The organism is Megasphaera sp. DISK 18 (assembly GCF_001682955.1).
Classification (GTDB): Bacteria; Bacillota; Negativicutes; order Veillonellales; family Megasphaeraceae; genus Megasphaera; species Megasphaera massiliensis.
This window is the reverse complement of the sequence record NZ_LUGJ01000012.1, coordinates 40,491-59,516: the sequence shown is the minus strand read 5'-3', so window position 1 is coordinate 59,516 and position 19,026 is coordinate 40,491. Positions and strand designations below refer to the sequence as shown.

The following is a 19,026-nucleotide window of genomic DNA, read 5'->3' as shown; positions in this document are numbered from 1 at the left end:
CCGACTAGGCACATTATCGTCCCGCCGTGCCCTGCATGATAAAGGCTTCCCGTTCCTTACGGCTCATCTTGAGGAGGCTCTTTTCTTTCAGGGTATCTTCATAAGACGGAGCGGCATCGCCTTCCATCCGCTTTTCCACATCGCGGCGGATCTGAGGCAGCATGTCGTAGAGGTGCTGACCCGGGCAGTCCGTACTGTTGACGTCACGGTGACCGACGATGGTCGCTGCACTCGGCGTGATTTCATAAATCTTGCACAGCCAGGCAACGAGGCCTTCTAAGGCGTGAATCTGGGCCGGCGTGGGAATTTCTTTATCGAAGTTCCCCGTGACGTTGATGCCGACGGTGTGATAGTTTTGCCCTTGGGCATGGGCTCCGACCGTCGCTAAGGGGCGTCCCCGTTCGATGGTCCCGTCTTTGCGGATAACGTAATGGTAGCCGATACCGGCCCAGCCGTTAGCTAAATGGGCTCGGTGAATGGCAGCCGCCGACGTATCGCCGTCGGGAATGCCGACGTGGTGGATGACGATCATGTCCGTCTTGGGCCGCAGCAATAAGGGTTCATTGAAGCGGAAATTCGTTTCCTTAATAGCCATCGGTTCGGCCGGGGCCGCATCCGTTGCCGGATGATAGGTCCGCAGGACGCCGCGGGCTCCGGCAGGCTTCGCATCCCGTGGTACACTGCTCACGGCGACGGGCTGAAGTTCTGAAGATTCGCCGTCTGTCGAAGATTTGGCAGGGGTATCCCCTTTCGTCCCCTTCTTTTCAGACGACGATTTTTTATCGACGCCCTTTTTCTTTACCGTCGCCCTTCCTTTTTCAGCAGCCGCCTTCGTTACGGACTGATTCGAATCGGAAACGGCACCGACCGTATAGGCCGCTTCGATGTCCGACGGCGATGCCGCCAACGACAGGCTTGAAAAACCAAAAGCCAGCCACAGCGCAACGGCCAGGGCTGACAGGGTCTTGCTTTGTTTCATGATTTAGTACACTTCCCCATGATGATTTTGAATGTGTGCGACCAGGCGGTCCCACAAAGCCTGCGGCTCGGGATGACCGTACGTGCCGAGGGCAATATGCGGCTTAGCCCGGCCGTGGTAGTCGCTGCCAATGGTCGCCATCAGGCCGTGTTCATCGGCAATCCGGCGGTAAAAGGCAGCCGTATCGTCATCGTGATAGCTGCAGTAAGCTTCGATGCCGTCCAGGCCGAGGTCGATGAGGGTTTCCGTCAAAGGACGGTTCTGCTTCATATTGGCTCCGGGATGGGCCAATACGGCGGCGCCGCCCTGATCGTGAATGATATCGACAGCCTTTGAAAAATCCATGAAGGTCATGGGGATGAAGGCCGGTCCCCCTTGACCGCAGATGTCCCAGCCGAAGTTGACATAGGGCGCAGCACTGCGGCTGCCGCCCGGCCGATAGGGTGCCAGGACGGGGCAGTCGGCATTGCGCGGGTCCGAAAGGGCAACGCGGGCGATGTGAACCGACGCGACGACACCGCTGGTACAAAGTTTCCAAATGGCGTCGCGGTCGAGGACGATGCCTAAGGCTTCGACGGCGTCGAGCACTTTGTCGGACACGACTTTTCGTTGGCCGTACACATCCTTTTCAATCGCTTCAAATACGGCGGCATCGGGATGAATCCCATAGCCTAAGAGGTGAAAGTTCTTCCCCTCATGCTGACAACTGATTTCAATGCCCGGTATGAGGCGCAGTCCCAGACGGGACGCTTCTTCCCGTGCTTCGGGAATGGCCCGGGTGGAATCGTGGTCGGTGACGGCTACGGCCTGTACCTTAGCGTCAGCGCACTGACGCATCAAGTCGGCCGGTTCAAACTGACCGTCCATGCTGTATTTTGTATGCATGTGCAAATCAAGCCATGTTTCCATACTCTACACTCCCTCTCATTTAAATGTCGCCCTTATTATACTACGCATGACGGCGCCGTGCCAGTAAGAAGTAAGTAAGATATGGCCTTATCCGCGAGTCAGTTTATAAATGAGGGCGTTGCAGATAGCAGCGGCAATGGTGCTGCCCCCTTTTCGTCCTTTAGCGACGATATAAGGGACGCCGGCTTCCATGATGACGTCTTTGGCGTATTCGACATTGACGAAGCCGACGGGAACGCCAATGATGAGGGCCGGGGCGATTTTCCCTTGGTCGATGAGTTCCTTCAGGCGCAAAAGGGCTGTCGGCGCATTGCCGACGGCGATGATGAGCGGTCCCGTAAGACCGGCGGCCTTATCCATCGAGGCCTGAGCCCGCGTCGTCCCCTGTTCTCGGGCCGCAGCGGCTACGTCGTCATCAGCCATGAAGCAGACCTTTTGGCAGCCCAGTTTCGTAAGGCCGGGCTTACTGATGCCCATACAGGCCATATTGGTATCGGTCACGATGGTGCAGCCGCCTTTCAAGGCTTCCAAGGCCTTCGTTACGGCACCCTTGCTGAAGCGCAGGTTGCGGACATAATCGAAGTCGGCGCTGGTGTGAACGACGCGCTTGATGATGTCCTTTTCATCGGGCGGAAGCTCAATCGGCCCCAGTTCGCTTTCAATAATTTCCATGCTGCGGCGTTCGATGTCGGCCGGTAAAATATGTTCTATCTTCATACAGATTCATCCTTTCTGAAACGGCCTCGATCCCGGCAGGCTTTGATGAAGCTGGCAGCCCAATCCGGATTTCCGAGGAAATGGAGGTGGAGATAACTGGCGGCCAAGGTTTGACCGGCAATGCCGCCGGACCAAGAACGTCGACTCCCGGCCTTATAGGCCGTAAAAGCCTCCCCTTCCAGGGAACTCTTGGAATAATGGAATTCATGGGCCGGTATCGTATCGCCGGCCTTACAGAGGAGATTGTCTCCTTCGGCCTTCAAGGTCACGTAACCGAAATGCTGCAGGGAATCGGTCATAAAGGTCTCACCGGGAACGGCACCGACCCAGGCCCAAAGCTTCCCGTCGTCGCCGCGAAAATACTGATGGAGGTACATGAAGCCGCCGCATTCGGCAAAGCAAGGCAGTCCGCCTTTCACGGCCTGTCTGATCTGGCCGCGCAGGCTTTCGTTAACTTCAAGTTCTCGAGCGTAAAGTTCGGGATAGCCGCCGCCCACATAAAGACCGTCGCAAGGCGGCAGAACCTCATCGTGAAGGGGGCTGAAAAAGATCAATTCGGCCCCGCAGCGGCGAAGGACGTCGAGGCTGTCTTCGTAGTAAAAGCAAAAAGCCTCGTCACGGGCCACGGCAATGACAGCCTGTCGTTCCGTCTCCCCTTCTTTCCATGCTTCCAGCGCGTCCCCTTCGGCAAGGGGCGCGGCTGACCGGGCCAGGGTTAACAGGCCGTCGAGGTCGATATGCATTTCAGCCGCCTCTGCCAGGCCCTCCATAATAGCCTGAAGGTTCTCTATTTCTCCGGCCGTCACTAATCCCAGGTGGCGACTGGAAAAGGCGCAGTTCGGAAGATCCGGAAAGGCGCCTAAAGCCGTAAGGCCCGAGGCCCTTTCCCAAGCGTCCTTGAAATGGGCGTATACCATGGGTTTTATGCGGTTTACGATAAAGCCGACGATATGGCTGTCCGGATAAAAATCGGCCATTCCCTTTAAGACGGCACCTAAGGAGAGACCTGCCCCACGGCCGTCGACGACGAGGACGACGGGCGTATCGGTAACGGCGGCAACGTCATAGGCACTGGCTTCGTGACCCGTTCCGATACCGTCGTAATAGCCCATGGCCCCTTCGATGAGAACCAGGTCGGACTTTTCTCCATGACGGCAAAGAAGCTGCCGGGCCGCTTGGGATCCTTTTTCGCCGCCGCCGAAGAGAAAGAGATCGAGGTTATACGACGGAGTGTGAAGGACGCGGCGGTGGAACATGGGATCGATATAGTCCGGGCCGGACTTAAAGGCTGTCAGGGACAATCCGCGCTTTTTTAAAGCCTGAAGCAGGGCACAGACGACGGTCGTCTTGCCGCTGCCGCTTTTGGGAGCCGCGATTAACAGCCGCGGAATCATGGATCGATGCGCCATAGGAACCTCCTTTATAAGACCGTCAGGAAACATGGGAACGGCGGACAATGGTTACAATAAAAATCGGATTCTGGGCCATCATGAGATGGCTGGCGCCGACTTTTTGACTACGGGCCGCGCTGACCTGAGTAATATCGAGATCATACCCGGGATGAGATCCGTAATAGGTCGTAAGGGCCGCCAAGGTCTCGATAGTAATGGCCGTGACGACGACGGCACAGGCTTCATTTTTGCCGTACAATTCGTCAAGGATAGCCGCCAACCGCCCCTTGGTACCGCCGATAAAGGCGTAATTAGGCGGCGTCTCGATATCTTTCAGGCGCTCACGGGCATCGCCGGCGACGACGGTGACATTGGACAGGTCGAAGTGGGCAATATTTTGCTTCAAGACCCGCAAGGCATCGTCGTTTATTTCAAAGGCATAAACCCTTCCAAAGGGCGCCTGCAGGGCCAGTTCCACCGTACAGGCCCCGGTACCGGCACCGATATCGTAGACGACGGCATCGGCAGCCGGTGCCAGTTTCGACAAGGCCACGCTGCGGATTTCCTGTTTGGTCATGGGCGCCTTGCCCCGCAAAAAAGCCTCGTCGGCAAGACCGTGTACAGGGCGCTGCCAAGGACGGGCGTCGTCATTTTCAATCATCATGACGGCTAAGGCGTCGTCCCCTCTTTCCGTAAAGTCAGCAGCCGTACCGCGAAGGATGACTTCGTCGTCATAAGAGAGATTACAGCCGATGGCAACCCGCACGGCTCCGAGACCGGCGTCACAGAGACTGCGGCAGAGGGCAGCCGGTGATTCGCTGCCGCCGGTGAGGACGAAGACCTTGGCATGCTGGCGTACAGCCGGAATAAGCGGTTCCTGCCGGCCATGGCGGCTGACGATGAAGACGTCATTCCAAGATGTCTCCAAGGCGGCGGCAAAGTAGACCAGACTGCTGATGCCGGCGATACGGGTCACGGTGCAGTCCGGGATGTTCTTCAATAAGGCTGCCAGGCTGAAAAAGCCGACATCCCCCGATACTAAGACGGCCATAGGACCGTCCTCCTCCGTCCGCGACGCCGCCAGGCGGCAGATTTCATCGCGCCGATAAGTCCGGACCAATTCTTTTCCCGTCCCCTCAAAGGGTTCCAGCATCCGCTTGTCGCCGACGAGAAGGGTCGAGGCTTCGATGGCACGTTTGGCTTGTACGGTCAAAAGATCCGGATTTCCCGGACCGGTGCCGATAACATAGATATGCATATAACGTCCTTTCCCTGACGAAATAATCTCCCTGTCAGCGCTCGATGATGATAACCGTCGCTCCCGTTCGTTCGGCCCCTTTCAGTTTCTCTTGGAAGCCGCCGGTGTGGCCTGAATTTTTAGTGACGACGTAGCGGGCCCCGGTCTCTTTAAACATGGCCGCATTGAGGTCCGCCGAGAAAGGCCCCTGCATGCAAATGAGGCGCGACGGCGGGTAGCCCAAATCCAAGGCCCGTTCGAGGGAAGCCTTGACCGGTAAAATACGGGCATAGACCCGATTTTCATAGTCCGGAATCTTGGCAAAGGCATCGAGGTTCTTACTGCCCGTCGTCAAAAACACCACCCCATCCGTATGACTCAGGACTTCGACGGCTTCGTCGACGGTGCGGACGGCGATGGTGCGGCCATCCGTCCGGTACGTTCCGGCCCGTCGGTTGATGCGGCGATAAGGGACACCGGCCTTTTGGCAGGCTGCCTTGATGTTGTCGGTGACGACCGTGGCATAGGGATGGGTGGCGTCGATGGCAAGACTGATTTTCTTATCCCGAAGGAAGGCTTCCATCTGTCCCTCATCCATGCGGCCTTCCAGGACGGTCACATAAGGACTTTTCGGCAATAAGGACGCGCCGTAGGCTGTCGCTACGGAGACGAAGGCTTTGACCTGAAAGCGTGCGGCGTAACCGGCCAGTTTCCGCCCTTCCGTCGTCCCGCCGGCAATCCACACCGGACCGATCATAACCGGTAGCCTCGAGGCGTGACTAACTTGCCGTTTAAGACCTTAGTCTGGCTGTTGCCGATAAAGACCGTGCAGAACATATCAAGGTGCTGGTTTCGCAATTCGCCTAAGGTAAGAATCTTGACGTCTTGACCGTCACGGCCGATGTTGCGGACGATGCCGGCCGGCGTATGGGCCGACTGATGGCGCAGGATGATGTCACAGGCCTTTTCAAGGTAATCAGACCGCTTCTTGCTGGCCGGGTTATAGAGGCAGATGACAAAGTCCCCAGCAGCGGCGCAGTCGAGGCGGTTTTCAATCTTATCCCACGGCGTCAGAAGATCGCTCAGGGAAATGAGGCAGGCGTCGGCAATGAGGGGCGCCCCCAAAAGAGCGGCACCGGCACTGGCCGCGGTGACGCCGGGAATGACTTCGATGTCAACGTCCGGCGTATCGGCAGCCACTTCATGCATGATGCCGGCCATGCCGTAAATACCGGCGTCGCCGCTGGAAACGATGGCCACCTTCTGCCCCTCAAGGGCTCGTTCCAAGACCAAGCGGCAGCGAGCCACTTCCTGAGTCATGCCGGTGACGACGAATTCCTTGTCAGGGAAATAGCCGCGAATCAAATCGATGTATGTATGGTAGCCGACGATGCAGTCGCAGCCTTCGAGGACAGCCTTGGCCTCCAAGGTCATGCCCTGTTCAGAGCCGGGACCGATGCCGACGACGTAAATATGTGGTTTCATGAAATCACACCCTTCTAAACATTTAAAAATCGGAGTATATACGATTCACAGGCAACGGCCACGGTGATACCCTGACCGGCCTTTTTGGAAACGACGAGCTTGCCGCCGCCACTGGCCTTGACGGCAGCCCTTTCGCAGACGTTATCCGTCCCGACGGTCTGTCGGACAAAGCTCGATGCCGTAAAGGAACCGGGGACGTCATTGAGTTCGCCTGCCGAAAAGAAATAGATCGGCCACGACTGCCCTTTAGCAAAGGCCAACAGGCCTTCTTCGTCTCGTTTGACATCAATCGTGCTGACGTCCGCCACGGCCTCTTTCGAGAGGTTGGCCTCTTTAAGGGCCGATGAGACGACATTTTCAATAGCCGAGGATGAGGTTCCGCGGCGGCAGCCGATGCCGATGTGGAGGATAGTCGGTCTTACCATGACGGCAGTTTGAAAAAGGGACAGGTTCTCTTTCGTCGTCACAATCAACCCCGTTTCACAATCCGTCGTCATGACCAAGCCCGGCGGCAAAGGGCCTTCAATGGGAAACTCACTGTACAAGCCGGCTCGTCCCCTTTCCAGAAGGCCCGCAGCAAAGGCCTTGGCCTCCGTCAGAGAAGATAGGCGCAGACCAGCCTTTGCAGCCCATTCATCGACGGCAAATAAGGCATTGACGTCGGTTGCCGTCGTAATGACGGCCTGTCCCCCTATGGCCTCAGCCAATTGACGGGCCCAGTCATTGGCCCGGCCGATATGGCCGGACAAGATGGGAATGACGAACTGCCCTTTTTCGTCGATGACGATAACCGCCGGGTCCTGATCCTTTTTACGGATAAAAGGCGCAATAGACCGCACGGCGATGGCCGCTGCCCCGACGAAAAGAAGGAGCCGTGCCGATTGAAAAGCCCGGCCCGTTTCTTCCCGCAGAGACGGGTCAAAGGAGACGGCCGGCGGTACGGCAAACTTCGCGAGCGTCGCCCGGCGGACCTGCCAGCCATTTTGCTGAAGGAAGGCTGCTGCCCTGCCGCCAAGGGCCGTTCCGGCTTTGGTAAAGGAAAAAACAACTGCGTTCACGACCTGTCCCCCTTCTAAAAAATCGGTGCCTCTGCCATCCGTTAATATAAACCAAAGATATTATACCATATTTATATCGATATCGGTCTATAGTGTGTATCGATATCTATATAGCAATCCAATCCTTTATCCCGAACACTCCCTTTCCGACAACAAAAGCATAGATTCCGTTTTTCCGTAAAAAAATTCCGAGCAGCCCGTCGAGGTTGCTCGGAACAAAAAATCTCTTTTTTTATTATCTTTTCCCTAAGGAATCGATTCCTACCGGATTTTTTCTTACTGCTGCTGCAGCCAGTTCAAGACGTCATTGTCGCTGGCCCCGCCATTGAAGCGGACACCGGTCTGCCAATCACCGGTTCCTGCTGCCTTGGCCAGGTTCTGACCGCTGTCACCGAGGGAACTTGCCGCTGACGTGCAGAAAGGAATGACCTTTTTGCCGCTGAAGTTATGACCTTCCACGAAGGTATAGACGACATGCGGCGCCTGCTGCCACCACAGGGGGTAGCCGATGTAGACCGTATCGTAGGAATCCCAGTCGGCGACGTCGCCTTCATAGGTCGGCCGCAGCTGAGGCTGGGCGTGTTCACGAACGACGCGGCTGTTGTCATCACGATAGTTAAGGTCGCTGTCGGAATACGGCTCGGTCGGCTTGATTTCAAAGACCGTCGCATTTTCATGGTTGGCAATCGTTTCGGCCACGCGTTTCGTATTGCCTGTTGCCGAGAAGTAGACGACTAAGACCTTTCCTTGAGAAGCGGCAGCCTTAGCCCCATCCGATGCAGGCTGTGCCGCCGTCGTCCCCGTACTGCCGCAGGCCGTAAGGGTCACTAAGGCGACGGCCATCAATAAACCGCTCATGATTTTTTTCCACATACCAAATCCCCCTTGTCCGATAATAAAATTATTTATCTAAACCCTGTTTATGGAGCCAGGCAGCGATGGCGTCGGCCACTTCCTCATTATTGAGGTCGGACATCATAAAATGGGTGTTGCCCTTAATGCCGATATCGGGCAGGCTGACGACTTCCACATGGCCGCCGTAACGGTTGACGACAGCTTCCCATTTCTTGGCCAGATTCCAGCGGATGCGCCAAGTGTCTTCGCCCCAATTGGCCACCGGTGTATCGCCTTTCGGGATGTTGTCTCCATAATAGACGACGATGGGAATCTTAGTCAGTTTCATGAAATCGTCCATGGAAACGGCCGTCCCCTTAGTCGGGAATGGGCTGGTCGTTTCTTCCACAGGCGGAACCATCCCTTCCGGGAAGGGGAAGGTGCCCGGTTCCAAAGCGATGACGCCTTTTACGTGGGACGAGGCCATGGCCGTTTCCCAGCCGGGACCGCCGCCGGCCGAATGAGTCATCAAAACGCCGTCGCCGACCTTATCGAAGACAGCCGTCATGGCGGTGGCGACGACATGGCCGTCAAAAGCCCCCGTGTCCGGTGTCATAGCCCGGAAAAACTGGTCTTGCGACGCGGCATCTTTGGGGAAGGCTACGTTATCGTTATAATCAGGCCACTGGCCGATACGGAAATTATTGAACCACAATTGGTCGTCCGGCCGGGCACTGATGGAGGCTGCCACCGTGGAACGACCGGCCCGTCCCCGCCGCGGTTCGTCGACGAGATAGGTCTTGTACCGTTTTTCCAAAAAGATATTCTGGAAGCCGTCGCGGCCGTCGGGCGTCGTTTCCCAGGTCTTGGCCGACTGACCGTAACCGTGAAGGAAGACGAGGGCCGTACGGCGGGCATTCTTCGGTTCCTGATAAAAGACGTAGGCATGGTCACCGTGCAGGGTTTCGCCGGCATTGTTGGTCGGTTCCGTCGTCCCCTTATACTCGCCCGGTGCCGTAACCACCGTGCCGCCGGCCAAAAAACTTCCCTGGTCGACGATAGTCACAGGCTTCATGGCAAAAGCCGAACCGGTAATCAGTGTCGCAGCCAAGATAGCTGCCGCAGTCGTTTTCAACTTCATGAGGGTACCTCCTTTAGTGAATGAAATTGGTAAAAATCGGTTCTTCTCGTTCCGGAAGAGCGACGCCGGCCTGGCGGGCCGCTTCCTGACAGCGCAGCATATAGGCCATATTGCGGCCTAAGACCCGCATGGTATACAGGCCTTCCTTATCCTCCAAGACTTCTTCCGGCGCCGCGCCATGGACTTCATTCCAGTAGCGCGACGAGACGATAGGCATTTCCTGCAGGGTAAAGTATTTATTCATCTGGTCAAAGGACACGGTCGTCCCGGCCCGGCGTGCCGAAATGACGGCCGCTGCCGGCTTCAGATAAAAGGCCTTATTGCCGTTGCCATTGGCTTCGGCATAGAAGACGCGGTCCATAAAGGACGTCATATTGCCGGCCAGGGCCGCATAATGGACGGGTGAGCCGAAGACGAAGCCGTCGGCCGACAAGGCCTTTTCCCGAAATTCATTGACGATGTCGGAAATGACGCAGCGGCCGATGTCACGGCACTTATGACAGGCCATGCAGCCACCGATCGGTTTGACGCCGATCCAAAAGAATTCCGTTTCGATATCGAGCTTTTCCAAGGTCTGAGCCACTTCCTGAAGGGCCGTATAGGTACAGCCATTTTGGTGGGGTGAACCGTTTACCAGTAATACTTTCATTGTATCTTCCTCTTTTCACCCCCGACCTGACTCCATTAGTATACTATATACCTTAGCCTTGAGTCTAAGTCAAGAGATTATTTGTAATTTGCAATCTTTGTAAAAAGCCGACTGCGAAAAGACAGCCGGCTTATCCAATCAAAGGAGATCAGCCCCGAACGACCGTGCCGCCAAAGACGGACGACATCTGTATCTTATCCAGGGCTTCATCAATTTGGCGTACTTCATCAGCCGTCAGTTCGATGTCCGCGGCTGCCCCGTTTTCTAAGAGACGATTCGGGTTGGTCGTTCCCGGAATAGGTACGATCCACGGCTTTTTAGAAATCATCCAGGCAAGGGACAATTGTGCCGGCGTAGCATTCTTGGATGCAGCCAGGTCCTGGATCCACTGCAAAAGGGCCTTGTTTTCTTCGATAGCATCGGCCTGGAACTGGGGCATATTCCGGCGGTAGTCCGTATCGGGATCAAATTGAGAATTCGCATCGTACCGAGCCGTCAGGAAACCGTTAGCCATGGGCGAAAAGGCAACTAAGCCGACCTGCAGTTCTTCGAGGACCGGGAACATTTTTTCGTACCAGCGGGCCATCATGGAATAGCGGTTCTGTACGGCCGTGACCGGGCAGACGGCATGGGCCCGGCGCAGGGTGTCGGCGTCGACTTCGGACAGGCCCCAGTGAAGGATCTTCCCTTCCCGGATGAGGTCAGCCATGACGGCAGCTACGTCTTCGACGGGGACCTTGGTGTCCTGGCGATGCTGGTAATAGATGTCGATATGGTCGGTCTGAAGGCGTTTCAAAGAGTCTTCGACGGACTTGCGGATAAGTTCCGGACGGGCATCGGGGACGATGGGCTTATTCGGCTCGGGCGACGTCATATCGAAGTGGATGCCGAATTTGGTGCCGATCTGGATGCGGTCGCGGAAAGGCTTCAAGGCTTCTCCCAACAAGGTTTCATTGGCGTGAGGATCGTCCGGTGTCCCATAGACTTCGGCCGTATCGAAGAAGGTATAGCCGGCATCGACGGCCTTGGCCAATAATTCTGTCATGTCCTTAACATCTTTGGGCTGGCCGTAGCCGTGACTCATGCCCATGCAGCCTAAACCGACGGCCGATACGGTAAAATCTTTTCCTAAGGTGCGAGTTTTCATAAAAGTCATCCTTTCTTCATAACATAAAATAATCACAAAATTTATATGAGTTACCCTCTCCCCTGAGTTCAACCAAGGCCGGTGACGACAGCGACGATTGGCATGGTAACCACGGCGGCAGCCGTCGTCAAGGCAATGCCCTCTACGGAGACAGGATAAGCGTCTTTATTATAAACGGCTGCCAGAAGCGGTATAATATTGCCCGACGGCGTCGCCAAGGCAGCCATGCAGACGGCGAGTAAATAGGTGTTGTCGACGAAGCGGCCGAGAATTAGGGTCAGCACGATGGGAATGACGATCATCTTGAGGACCGTAAAGGCGATGATTCTGCCGTTAATCATGCCCTTCCATTCCGTATCGGCCAGGAAAGAACCGAGGAGCATCATGGCCAAAGGCCCCGTCATACTGCCGAGCATGGTAATCGACTGAGCCAGTATATACGGCAGCTCGATGCCGCTCAGGTAGAGGATGATGGCCAGGATGCAGGCGCCCATGCCGGTATTGGCCAAACTCTGCCAACGAAAGGGTTCTTTCTTGTCAGAACTGCCTTTGATGGTCTGGATAACATAGGAGAAAAAGAGAATATTAAAAGGAATCAAGAGGACGGTCATATAAATGAGGGCATCCTTCCCGTAAATGCCGTCGATCATGGGAACGCCCATGAAACCGATATTGGTGAAGATGACCATGACATTGACGATGCCGTAGTGCTTCTTGGGATAGCGGAGGATCCGCGGCAGGATCCAGGCACAGGCCATGAGCAAAACCAGCATGGCCAGGATGACGCCGAAGGCATAGGCCAGTTCCGCCCCTTCAATGCGGGGGCCCTTGCCGGTAACGCCCGATAAGATAATGGCCGGATAAGCGATGTTGACCACCAGTTTCGTAATCTGCGGCTGATTGGCCGGCGTCAGGATTTCATAGCGACGGGCCAAGGTGCCGACGGCCATGAGCAGGACGAAAATAATCATTTGTTGTAAAATAAGCATCAGTTCCTCATTATCCTTCCTACCAGGCTTCTTCAAAGATGGCCAATATTTCATCACCTTCGAGGTGCTTGTAGCTTCCCGGCGAAGCGATACAACCGGCAGCTATGCGGGGCAGCCAATCTTTTTGGTCGTCCGTCATGCCCAGTTCCCGCAAGGTCGTCGGCAGGCCGATTTCCTTTACAAAAGAGGCCAAGGCTTCGACGCCGTCGTTAGCAAGTTCGGCCGTCGTCTTCCCTTCTGGGGAAATGCCCCAAACTTCGCTAGCAAAGCGGGCAAATTTTTCCGCCCCTTCAACTTTAATGTGGCGGTAATAGACCGGCAAGAGGACGGCCAGGCCGCAGCCGTGGTTGCAGTCCGTAAAAGCCCCCAGGGAGTGTTCCAAGATATGGCCTTGGAAATCGCCCTTCTTTCCCAATTTGAGAATCCGGTTTTCAGCCATCGTCGAGAGCCAGACCAGGTTGCTGCGGGCTTCGTAGTCTTCGGGATTTTCAATGGCCTTACGAAGATTGCGGACGACGCTCTTCATGAGGGCTTCATTAATGCTGTCCGACACATTATCGACATCGGGGGCGCTGAAATAGGTTTCCATCATGTGCGTAAAGGAATCAAAGGCGCCGGAAACTATTTGCAGTTTAGGAACGGTGTAGGTATAAAGCGGGTCGAGGAGGGAAAACTGCGCGTTGAGGGCCGGGTAATCGCGGCCGGTCTTAACCTTTACGTCTTCGTTGGTAATGACGGCGCCGCCGTTCATCTCACTGCCCGTTCCCGATACGGTCATGACGATGCCTAACGGAATAGGTTTGACGTCGATGGTGCCGGCCTTAGCCCAAAAATCAGTCCACACGTCACCGTCATAGACGGCAGCCAGGGACACGGCTTTGCAGCAGTCCATGACCGAACCGCCGCCGACAGCCAAGATGAGGTCCACGTCCTGTTCTTTGGCGATTTTCGCCCCTTCGAGGACCTTGGCATAGGTCGGATTGGCCATGATACCCGAAAATTCGACGACATTCTTTTCGGCCTTGGTCAAAATCGCCATGATTTCATCGTAAATGCCGGTCCGCTTAATGGAGCCGCCGCCATAGGCCACCATGACCGTCTTCCCGTAATGGGACAAGAGTTCCGGCAAGTATTGACCGACGCAGCCTTTTCCAAAATAGGCTTTTGTACTATTTTCAAAAACAAAGTTTTCCATTTCATCGTCTCCTATCCAATATCTATAAACAGCCAAGAGGCTGTGTAAAAGCAACAAAAAGTATCTAACCTTCCAAAAGGGCTTACAAACGGGGCTGTCCCGTCCTTCACCTCAGGTACAAACTTATCTTATCATTCGGTATTAACTACCGGTCAAGTCTTTTTTGAAAACTTTTTCTAAAAACATGCCTTCGGCCGAAAATCCTGTTGAAACCTCCGGCAGCCGTTCCTATTCTCTTGTCAGTCGGAGCGGCTTTGAACGCCATCTCCCGAAACAGGGACGGCAGATGGATTTGGGAGAAACGGAAAGATTTTCCTTATGGTCATGACTTCCGAATAGAACTTGAGGTCCGGTGTAAAAATAAGGTATAATAACTATGTATTTTATGTAAAAAGGAGACTACACGCTATGTCAAAAAAAATGATGTCTATTGCCATCCTAGCCTCCCTGGCAATGGCCCTGCCCATCGGCGCAGATGCCAAAGAACGTTTTTCCAGCAGCCATGAACCCTTCTCAGCGGAGATGGCCAGCCGATCCGAAATGGACGCCTATCGGAAAGATTTGGACACCTATGTCCGCGACGTCGATAAACAGATTGACGAACTCCTGGCCCGGCGAAGAGACGCCGTCGACCAGTACAACAAGGCCGTCCACACGTACAATACGGAAACCTTCTTCCATCAGGATACCCTGCCTTACTATCCCCATTACCGCCAGGACGGCCGTCGCGGCACCTATCATCACCACGGTCCGTGCTATGCTGCCCCGCGGGAAAAAACTCCGGAAGAGCGCCAACGCGACCGGATCGACACCTTTATCGACCATATGATGGACTGGGGCGACTGACAAATCGGCGTATCGATTCGTACCGGATAGAGACTGATTTATGTATCCGAAATTCGCCTTCTGATTTTTTACGACAAAAAGCCACTGACGACTGATTTAGTCATCAGTGGCTTTTTCAGATGCCCGTAACCAACGGACCAAGAACTCTATCTGTGGAAAAGGATGTTTCACCGATTCCCCCTGACTCCGTCTCCATGACGGTGACAGAAAGCGTTCCCACTTATCTAGGAGCCTGGCTCAGCCATTTTTCTCTGTTTGACAGCATGCCCCGGAGGGCCCGACACTTCGACGGTAATAACCGTCGATTCGCCCGTCGGCACCCACTCGATGACCTTTACTGCCCCGTTGGGAATTTCATTCTGCCAGTCATTGAGCCACGACAGGATCGAGGCAAAAGGGCCTTCCATCATCAGGGTCTGGCCGTCGCCCTGTCGGGCCTGGTGCCACGACAAGAGGGTCAGTCCATGACTGTCGATCAGATTTGAAACAGCCCCTTCCATATCGGCAGCACTCCCGTCCGGCACCGCTGCGGAAGCCGAAAAATCTTTATGGGCATAGACTTGAAGCTGGCTGCGGAGACTTTTCCAGGCTGTAAAAGATTGATACGACATCCAAGCATACCCCAGAGAGAGCCCCGCCAATAGTAAGGCCGCCAGGATCCACGACGGTGACCACGCCCGCCCTTTAAGAATTTTTTTCATGACAACTCACTTCTAAGGAAAAAGGGACGGCTTCGCCGCCTTTAGGCTGCATGCGGGTCACCGCCGCTTGATACCGCCCGCCGGCCTGTAAATAGCCCTGCCATGTTCGGGCCCCGTCGGGAGTCGCTGTCAAGCCTTCGATGACGGCTCCCCTGTCTCGGCCGCTGACCCTGGTGACAACGACCGTATCCGGTTTGGAAAGGGCCAGATCCACGAACAAGACAGGCCAGGAAAAAGACGTCTCCTGCCGCCCGTTGGCCTGTCGTTCGACCAAGGCCTGCCCCTCTCGGATCCGGTCGTTATGGCCTTTGATCCTCTCTTGGATCGGATAGAGTACCCTTTCATAATGCATTTTCTCTTGGGCGATTTGGTATTGAAAAAAAGTTCCGCCTGCCAAAAAGAGTCCGGCCAATCCCAAGAGTCCCAGCGTAAGGGGCTTTCCCCAAAGGCATCGAGGCTGCCGGTATGCCGGCGGTATCAAGTTGCATTTCACGCTCACCACGCTCCCTTACAGCAGAATCAAGGACGCCGTCGCCTGAGACAGGCCATACTGTTCCATGACCTGAGCAACGGCCTTCGACGGCGACAAGGGGCGGCTTTCCGTCTCCCCGTCTCCCTGCCACATAAACGGCGAAGCCCCTTCTGAAAGAGGCGCACCTTCTTGCAGCTCATAGGCCAGGGGCCGGCCGTTTTGCAGATGTACCGTATGGAGGACCCTTTCATCCCGGAACGACAGGAGGCCTTGCCCCTCCGGTTTAATCCGTCCAAAAAAAGCAGGCAGCAGGTCCAAGGAAACAAGGACGGCATCGGCATCGACGACGGATTGGCACAAAGCCTCGATACAGTCCGCCGGATAGGCGCCGACGATCCAGTCATAGAGCCCGTCTCGATTTTTTTCAGGACAGGCAAGGTCAAAGCCATAGGGCTTCCCATCTTCGTCGAGCAAACCGGCCCCCCGAATGAGTTCCCGGGCCTCGGCCGCATCTGCTGTCGCTAAAGGAATACGCTTCCATATCATATCCGGTCCGCCGACGACGATATGGATACGCCAGCCGGACAGGCCGTAGCGATCCAATAACAGCGGCATGTTGGCCCGAATTTCATCAGGAAAATCAAGCCAATCCTTCTTCCATTGTCGCTCACATTCCGTATGGCCCTGACAAAAGGCGACGGGACCATACCATTTGCGTGTTTGTTTTAAAACGCGAATCGTCTGCCCCATCAGCCACAGACAGGCATTTCTGCACTGCCGCATACTCTCACCTCTCAATCCCGATAATGAAGCGGCTGCAATTCATACTGACCGTCTTCATGCCGTACTACTTCAAAGAAAAGGCTGCTCGTTTGTTCTAACGATGCCGCTTCATCGACGGCAAGGGCCCGCAAATACCCGCGGTCGCCCTGAACTTCGACAGTGACGGCTTCTCCCTTTTCGGCCAGCTGCGCCGATTGAGGCACGTCCACGGCGTGACGTTGAAAATAAGGAAGTGGATTTCGTTGTACCTCCTGCCATCCTTCTCGGACGGCACTGTCCGCCAAGTAGTGCAGGCGGACTTTCTTTTCATATATGGCAACCATCTGCAGGCTGCTCACGGCCAGCAAAGCCGTCGTCATAGCCAGGGACAAGGTCAGGACGGCCATGGCCGTCATCGAAAAAGAAAAGAATCTGTTTCGCATCTTCATCGCCTTCCTTCATTCAACGACGTTACCATAAGCGTAATCGGCAGGGACAGCCCGCTTTCTTCCTCTACGAGAAGAAGGGATACGGCAACGGCCTGCCCTTCCTGAGAAAAGAAGGGCCTTTTGTCGTAAGGATAAATCAGAATTCGACAGCCCTTGACCGTACCGACACCGCCGGTCAGCGGCTGATACGTCCCGTCATTGAGGCGGACAAAGAGGACGTCCCCGTGTACCAGAAAGCCTTTGCGCCTCCCCTGCGGTGTTGTAAAGCGAATACTGTCGAAAGACACGTCCCATTCCTGACCGTAGACCAAGTCCTGGAACAAGGTCGCTTCAATGCTCACGGCCTGACGCAGTAAGGCCTCTTGAATATGGGCCCTTCTATCAAAGCTCACGGTCTGACCCATCAGGGGCAGGAAGGCCGTCACGGCCAGGACGACGAAGGTCATGGCCAGCAGCATATCCATCATCATCCAGCCGTTCTTTCGGCGGAATCGGCCCCAGGCGCCGACAGAAAAACGGTTTGCCACCTTCATCGTCCACCTCGACTTCCCATACCGTATACCCTCGTTGCTCGCCATACTGCCGATGCCGGATTCCATAACGATGTCCGGCCACTTCTATCTCATCCGGCAAAGGCAGTCCGGCCTTCCACCGTTCCATGGCCTGACGGCCGACCATGACCGCCTGATAGCGAGAGGCAGCCCGCCGATGCAGCTCCAGGGCTTGGACGGCAAGGGCTCCGGCGGCCAACAGCAGGACGGCTCCGATAAAAAAGGCTGCCATGCCGTCAGCCAGGAAGAAAAAGCCGTTCTTCCTACTCGATGCGGATGCGCCCGGTCTGAGCCGCCACGATGATGCGCCGCTCACAGCGCTCATCGTCTGCCGAAACGACGACCACCATTTTATACTTCGGACGGCCGTAAACATCGAACTGTACCACTCCTTTCGTCACCCGGATTCCCGGCGGGTAAGGCCTTTTTTTCTTCACTCGATAACGATGCTGCAAGACATACCGATCCTCTTGCAGCATCAATTTACAGTAATCTTTGCCGACGTTGTTGCCAAGGCTGTGCTGACGGGCGATTTCCATATCAAAGACCAACTCCCGCACGAGGCCGTCAAGGGCTTGATGACGGCTGAGGGACTGGCTGCTGCTCAGAGCCAAGGCCAAATAAAGGCCGAGGAGGAACACAGCCGTCAACAGGCCTGTCAGTTGAATAAATCCATTGTGTCGTTTCATAAGCCGAGACCGATACCGAGCCACTGAAAGTGAATCTCCTGTGAAAGCCACCAGCCAAAGAGGAGGAAGGGCCCAAAGGGAAGGATGGTCTTCCCCTTTAGGCTCCAACAGAGAAGGGAGATGACCGTCGCGGACAAGAAAGCCGTCACGGTCATCAGCCAGGCCCCTCCCGCCGGACAGCCGATAGAGAGGGCTAAGGCCAGTTTAATGTCACCGCTGCCGATACTGTTCGGCCAGAGGACGTAGAGGAGGAGAAAAAAGAAAATCGTCGCACTGACGGCCATGACCGAGGGTCGGACGAGGCCAAGGCCCAAGGACAGGATATTGCCGACTGCCAGGGCGACAACGGGAGCATCGGGAATCCAATAGGCTTTGAGGTCGGTATAGGTAATGGCGGCCGTAGCCCCAAAAGCCAAGCCATACCAAAGGCCAAAGAGATCCATGGCTTAGGTTCCGGCCGGCACGCCTGCGTCGGAATCAGAAGAATAATGCTTATCGTTATAATCGGCAGAAACGACGCCATTTTCGATGCGGTACTCTTCTTTATCCGGCGTCAGCGGCTTAAATTGCAGGTACTGCCGTCCTTGGCCGTCCACATTGACCAGCTCATCGACAGTCGTCGGGAATTCACCGTGGTCGATTTCATAAAGGGCGGCAGCATTGCTGATGGTGCGGATATCGGCCTGTACCTTGGCTTCCTGCGCCGTCTTGGTCGCCGACGTGAACTTCGGTACGGCAAAGGATGCAAAGACCAGGATGATAGAGACACAGATTAACATTTCTAACATAGAAAAACCATTTCGCATAGTCATGATAAGACTCCTT

General features: G+C 55.3%; 24 protein-coding genes. 1 reads left to right on the top strand and 23 read right to left on the bottom strand.

Annotation, left to right across the window (positions count from 1 at the left end; all coding sequences use genetic code 11):
• Nucleotides 1-13: 13 nt before the first annotated feature.
• From A0U42_RS02920 to A0U42_RS02855, 14 genes are all read right to left on the bottom strand, one after another.
• The gene (locus A0U42_RS02920) at nt 14-979 is read right to left on the bottom strand and encodes a peptidoglycan recognition family protein (protein ID WP_065359797.1); all 966 of its coding nucleotides are present in this window, start codon (nt 977-979) and stop codon (nt 14-16) included.
• A gap of 3 nt (nt 980-982) precedes the next feature.
• Nucleotides 983-1,888 (bottom strand): PHP domain-containing protein, encoded by a 906-nt coding sequence (locus A0U42_RS02915; protein WP_065359796.1) that lies wholly within the window; start codon nt 1,886-1,888, stop codon nt 983-985.
• 87 nt (nt 1,889-1,975) lie between these two features.
• A complete protein-coding gene (locus tag A0U42_RS02910; RefSeq protein ID WP_065359795.1) occupies nt 1,976-2,605 on the bottom strand; it encodes a precorrin-8X methylmutase in 630 nt (209 codons plus the stop codon).
• Nucleotides 2,602-4,014 carry a cobyrinate a,c-diamide synthase gene (locus tag A0U42_RS02905; protein ID WP_255304087.1) on the bottom strand — a complete coding sequence of 471 codons (1,413 nt, stop codon included), beginning with the start codon at nt 4,012-4,014 and terminating at the stop codon, nt 2,602-2,604. Before A0U42_RS02905 ends, A0U42_RS02910 begins: the two co-directional genes overlap by 4 nt.
• Nucleotides 4,015-4,036: 22 nt before the next feature.
• Nucleotides 4,037-5,254 (bottom strand): bifunctional cobalt-precorrin-7 (C(5))-methyltransferase/cobalt-precorrin-6B (C(15))-methyltransferase, encoded by a 1,218-nt coding sequence (locus A0U42_RS02900; RefSeq protein ID WP_065359794.1) that lies wholly within the window; start codon nt 5,252-5,254, stop codon nt 4,037-4,039.
• Between the two features lie 34 nt (nt 5,255-5,288).
• A complete protein-coding gene (gene cobK / locus A0U42_RS02895; RefSeq protein ID WP_065359793.1) occupies nt 5,289-5,990 on the bottom strand; it encodes a precorrin-6A reductase in 702 nt (233 codons plus the stop codon).
• Nucleotides 5,987-6,718 (bottom strand): precorrin-3B C(17)-methyltransferase, encoded by a 732-nt coding sequence (gene cobJ, locus A0U42_RS02890; protein ID WP_065359792.1) that lies wholly within the window; start codon nt 6,716-6,718, stop codon nt 5,987-5,989. Before cobJ ends, cobK begins: the two co-directional genes overlap by 4 nt.
• 14 nt (nt 6,719-6,732) lie before the next feature.
• Complete coding sequence (locus A0U42_RS02885; RefSeq protein ID WP_065359791.1) at nt 6,733-7,776, bottom strand: cobalt-precorrin 5A hydrolase; 1,044 nt, start codon at nt 7,774-7,776, stop codon at nt 6,733-6,735.
• Between the two features lie 276 nt (nt 7,777-8,052).
• Nucleotides 8,053-8,649 carry a flavodoxin gene (locus A0U42_RS02880; RefSeq protein WP_044503709.1) on the bottom strand — a complete coding sequence of 199 codons (597 nt, stop codon included), beginning with the start codon at nt 8,647-8,649 and terminating at the stop codon, nt 8,053-8,055.
• A 28-nt stretch (nt 8,650-8,677) separates the two neighbouring features.
• A complete protein-coding gene (locus A0U42_RS02875) occupies nt 8,678-9,751 on the bottom strand; it encodes an alpha/beta fold hydrolase (RefSeq protein WP_065359790.1) in 1,074 nt (357 codons plus the stop codon).
• A gap of 13 nt (nt 9,752-9,764) precedes the next feature.
• The gene (locus tag A0U42_RS02870) at nt 9,765-10,400 is read right to left on the bottom strand and encodes a flavodoxin family protein (RefSeq protein ID WP_065359789.1); all 636 of its coding nucleotides are present in this window, start codon (nt 10,398-10,400) and stop codon (nt 9,765-9,767) included.
• Nucleotides 10,401-10,548: 148 nt separating this feature from the next.
• Nucleotides 10,549-11,547 (bottom strand): aldo/keto reductase, encoded by a 999-nt coding sequence (locus A0U42_RS02865; protein ID WP_065359788.1) that lies wholly within the window; start codon nt 11,545-11,547, stop codon nt 10,549-10,551.
• 68 nt (nt 11,548-11,615) lie between these two features.
• Complete coding sequence (locus tag A0U42_RS02860) at nt 11,616-12,536, bottom strand: AEC family transporter (RefSeq protein WP_065359787.1); 921 nt, start codon at nt 12,534-12,536, stop codon at nt 11,616-11,618.
• A 19-nt stretch (nt 12,537-12,555) separates the two neighbouring features.
• A complete protein-coding gene (locus tag A0U42_RS02855) occupies nt 12,556-13,731 on the bottom strand; it encodes an iron-containing alcohol dehydrogenase (RefSeq protein ID WP_065359786.1) in 1,176 nt (391 codons plus the stop codon).
• 408 nt (nt 13,732-14,139) lie between these two features.
• On the opposite strand from A0U42_RS02855, the gene A0U42_RS02850 reads away from it, so the two are divergent.
• Nucleotides 14,140-14,577 (top strand): hypothetical protein, encoded by a 438-nt coding sequence (locus tag A0U42_RS02850; RefSeq protein ID WP_065359785.1) that lies wholly within the window; start codon nt 14,140-14,142, stop codon nt 14,575-14,577.
• Nucleotides 14,578-14,801: 224 nt separating this feature from the next.
• Here A0U42_RS02850 and A0U42_RS02845 read toward each other — a convergent pair whose 3' ends face one another.
• Genes A0U42_RS02845 through A0U42_RS02810 form a run of 9 tightly spaced genes read right to left on the bottom strand, consistent with a single transcriptional unit; the run spans nt 14,802 to nt 19,013 of the window.
• Nucleotides 14,802-15,278 carry a hypothetical protein gene (locus A0U42_RS02845; protein WP_141669490.1) on the bottom strand — a complete coding sequence of 159 codons (477 nt, stop codon included), beginning with the start codon at nt 15,276-15,278 and terminating at the stop codon, nt 14,802-14,804.
• Nucleotides 15,262-15,771 carry a hypothetical protein gene (locus A0U42_RS02840; protein ID WP_065359783.1) on the bottom strand — a complete coding sequence of 170 codons (510 nt, stop codon included), beginning with the start codon at nt 15,769-15,771 and terminating at the stop codon, nt 15,262-15,264. Before A0U42_RS02840 ends, A0U42_RS02845 begins: the two co-directional genes overlap by 17 nt.
• A gap of 15 nt (nt 15,772-15,786) precedes the next feature.
• Complete coding sequence (locus A0U42_RS02835; protein WP_065359782.1) at nt 15,787-16,533, bottom strand: hypothetical protein; 747 nt, start codon at nt 16,531-16,533, stop codon at nt 15,787-15,789.
• Between the two features lie 11 nt (nt 16,534-16,544).
• Nucleotides 16,545-16,955 (bottom strand): hypothetical protein, encoded by a 411-nt coding sequence (locus tag A0U42_RS02830; RefSeq protein WP_083122203.1) that lies wholly within the window; start codon nt 16,953-16,955, stop codon nt 16,545-16,547.
• Nucleotides 16,956-16,957: 2 nt separating this feature from the next.
• The gene (locus A0U42_RS02825; RefSeq protein WP_255304088.1) at nt 16,958-17,428 is read right to left on the bottom strand and encodes a hypothetical protein; all 471 of its coding nucleotides are present in this window, start codon (nt 17,426-17,428) and stop codon (nt 16,958-16,960) included.
• Nucleotides 17,343-17,828 (bottom strand): hypothetical protein, encoded by a 486-nt coding sequence (locus A0U42_RS11765; protein WP_255304085.1) that lies wholly within the window; start codon nt 17,826-17,828, stop codon nt 17,343-17,345. The genes A0U42_RS02825 and A0U42_RS11765 overlap by 86 nt, the downstream gene beginning before the upstream one ends.
• Nucleotides 17,776-18,201 carry a hypothetical protein gene (locus A0U42_RS02820; protein ID WP_065359780.1) on the bottom strand — a complete coding sequence of 142 codons (426 nt, stop codon included), beginning with the start codon at nt 18,199-18,201 and terminating at the stop codon, nt 17,776-17,778. Before A0U42_RS02820 ends, A0U42_RS11765 begins: the two co-directional genes overlap by 53 nt.
• Complete coding sequence (locus A0U42_RS02815; RefSeq protein WP_065359779.1) at nt 18,198-18,644, bottom strand: prepilin peptidase; 447 nt, start codon at nt 18,642-18,644, stop codon at nt 18,198-18,200. The genes A0U42_RS02820 and A0U42_RS02815 overlap by 4 nt, the downstream gene beginning before the upstream one ends.
• A gap of 3 nt (nt 18,645-18,647) precedes the next feature.
• Nucleotides 18,648-19,013, bottom strand: coding sequence for a competence type IV pilus major pilin ComGC (locus tag A0U42_RS02810; RefSeq protein WP_065359778.1), 366 nt, complete (start codon nt 19,011-19,013; stop codon nt 18,648-18,650).
• Between the last annotated feature and the right edge of the window lie 13 nt (nt 19,014-19,026).

Excerpts from the sequence above, each read along its gene's own strand:
- A0U42_RS02830 (WP_083122203.1), bottom strand. The coding sequence starts at position 16,955 with ATGCGAAACAGATTCTTTTCTTTTTCGATGACGGCCATGGCCGTCCTG.
- A0U42_RS02915 (WP_065359796.1), bottom strand. The coding sequence starts at position 1,888 with ATGGAAACATGGCTTGATTTGCACATGCATACAAAATACAGCATGGAC.
- cobK (WP_065359793.1), bottom strand. The coding sequence starts at position 5,990 with ATGATCGGTCCGGTGTGGATTGCCGGCGGGACGACGGAAGGGCGGAAA.
- A0U42_RS02865 (WP_065359788.1), bottom strand. The coding sequence starts at position 11,547 with ATGAAAACTCGCACCTTAGGAAAAGATTTTACCGTATCGGCCGTCGGT.
- A0U42_RS02910 (WP_065359795.1), bottom strand. The coding sequence starts at position 2,605 with ATGAAGATAGAACATATTTTACCGGCCGACATCGAACGCCGCAGCATG.
- A0U42_RS02860 (WP_065359787.1), bottom strand. The coding sequence starts at position 12,536 with ATGCTTATTTTACAACAAATGATTATTTTCGTCCTGCTCATGGCCGTC.
- A0U42_RS02815 (WP_065359779.1), bottom strand. The coding sequence starts at position 18,644 with ATGGATCTCTTTGGCCTTTGGTATGGCTTGGCTTTTGGGGCTACGGCC.
- A0U42_RS02875 (WP_065359790.1), bottom strand. The coding sequence starts at position 9,751 with ATGAAGTTGAAAACGACTGCGGCAGCTATCTTGGCTGCGACACTGATT.
- A0U42_RS02825 (WP_255304088.1), bottom strand. The coding sequence starts at position 17,428 with ATGATGGATATGCTGCTGGCCATGACCTTCGTCGTCCTGGCCGTGACG.
- A0U42_RS02855 (WP_065359786.1), bottom strand. The coding sequence starts at position 13,731 with ATGGAAAACTTTGTTTTTGAAAATAGTACAAAAGCCTATTTTGGAAAA.
- A0U42_RS02920 (WP_065359797.1), bottom strand. The coding sequence starts at position 979 with ATGAAACAAAGCAAGACCCTGTCAGCCCTGGCCGTTGCGCTGTGGCTG.
- A0U42_RS02810 (WP_065359778.1), bottom strand. The coding sequence starts at position 19,013 with ATGACTATGCGAAATGGTTTTTCTATGTTAGAAATGTTAATCTGTGTC.
- A0U42_RS02900 (WP_065359794.1), bottom strand. The coding sequence starts at position 5,254 with ATGCATATCTATGTTATCGGCACCGGTCCGGGAAATCCGGATCTTTTG.
- A0U42_RS02820 (WP_065359780.1), bottom strand. The coding sequence starts at position 18,201 with ATGAAACGACACAATGGATTTATTCAACTGACAGGCCTGTTGACGGCT.
- A0U42_RS02845 (WP_141669490.1), bottom strand. The coding sequence starts at position 15,278 with ATGAAAAAAATTCTTAAAGGGCGGGCGTGGTCACCGTCGTGGATCCTG.
- A0U42_RS02880 (WP_044503709.1), bottom strand. The coding sequence starts at position 8,649 with ATGTGGAAAAAAATCATGAGCGGTTTATTGATGGCCGTCGCCTTAGTG.
- A0U42_RS02850 (WP_065359785.1), top strand. The coding sequence starts at position 14,140 with ATGTCAAAAAAAATGATGTCTATTGCCATCCTAGCCTCCCTGGCAATG.
- A0U42_RS02835 (WP_065359782.1), bottom strand. The coding sequence starts at position 16,533 with ATGCGGCAGTGCAGAAATGCCTGTCTGTGGCTGATGGGGCAGACGATT.
- A0U42_RS02870 (WP_065359789.1), bottom strand. The coding sequence starts at position 10,400 with ATGAAAGTATTACTGGTAAACGGTTCACCCCACCAAAATGGCTGTACC.
- cobJ (WP_065359792.1), bottom strand. The coding sequence starts at position 6,718 with ATGAAACCACATATTTACGTCGTCGGCATCGGTCCCGGCTCTGAACAG.
- A0U42_RS02905 (WP_255304087.1), bottom strand. The coding sequence starts at position 4,014 with ATGGCGCATCGATCCATGATTCCGCGGCTGTTAATCGCGGCTCCCAAA.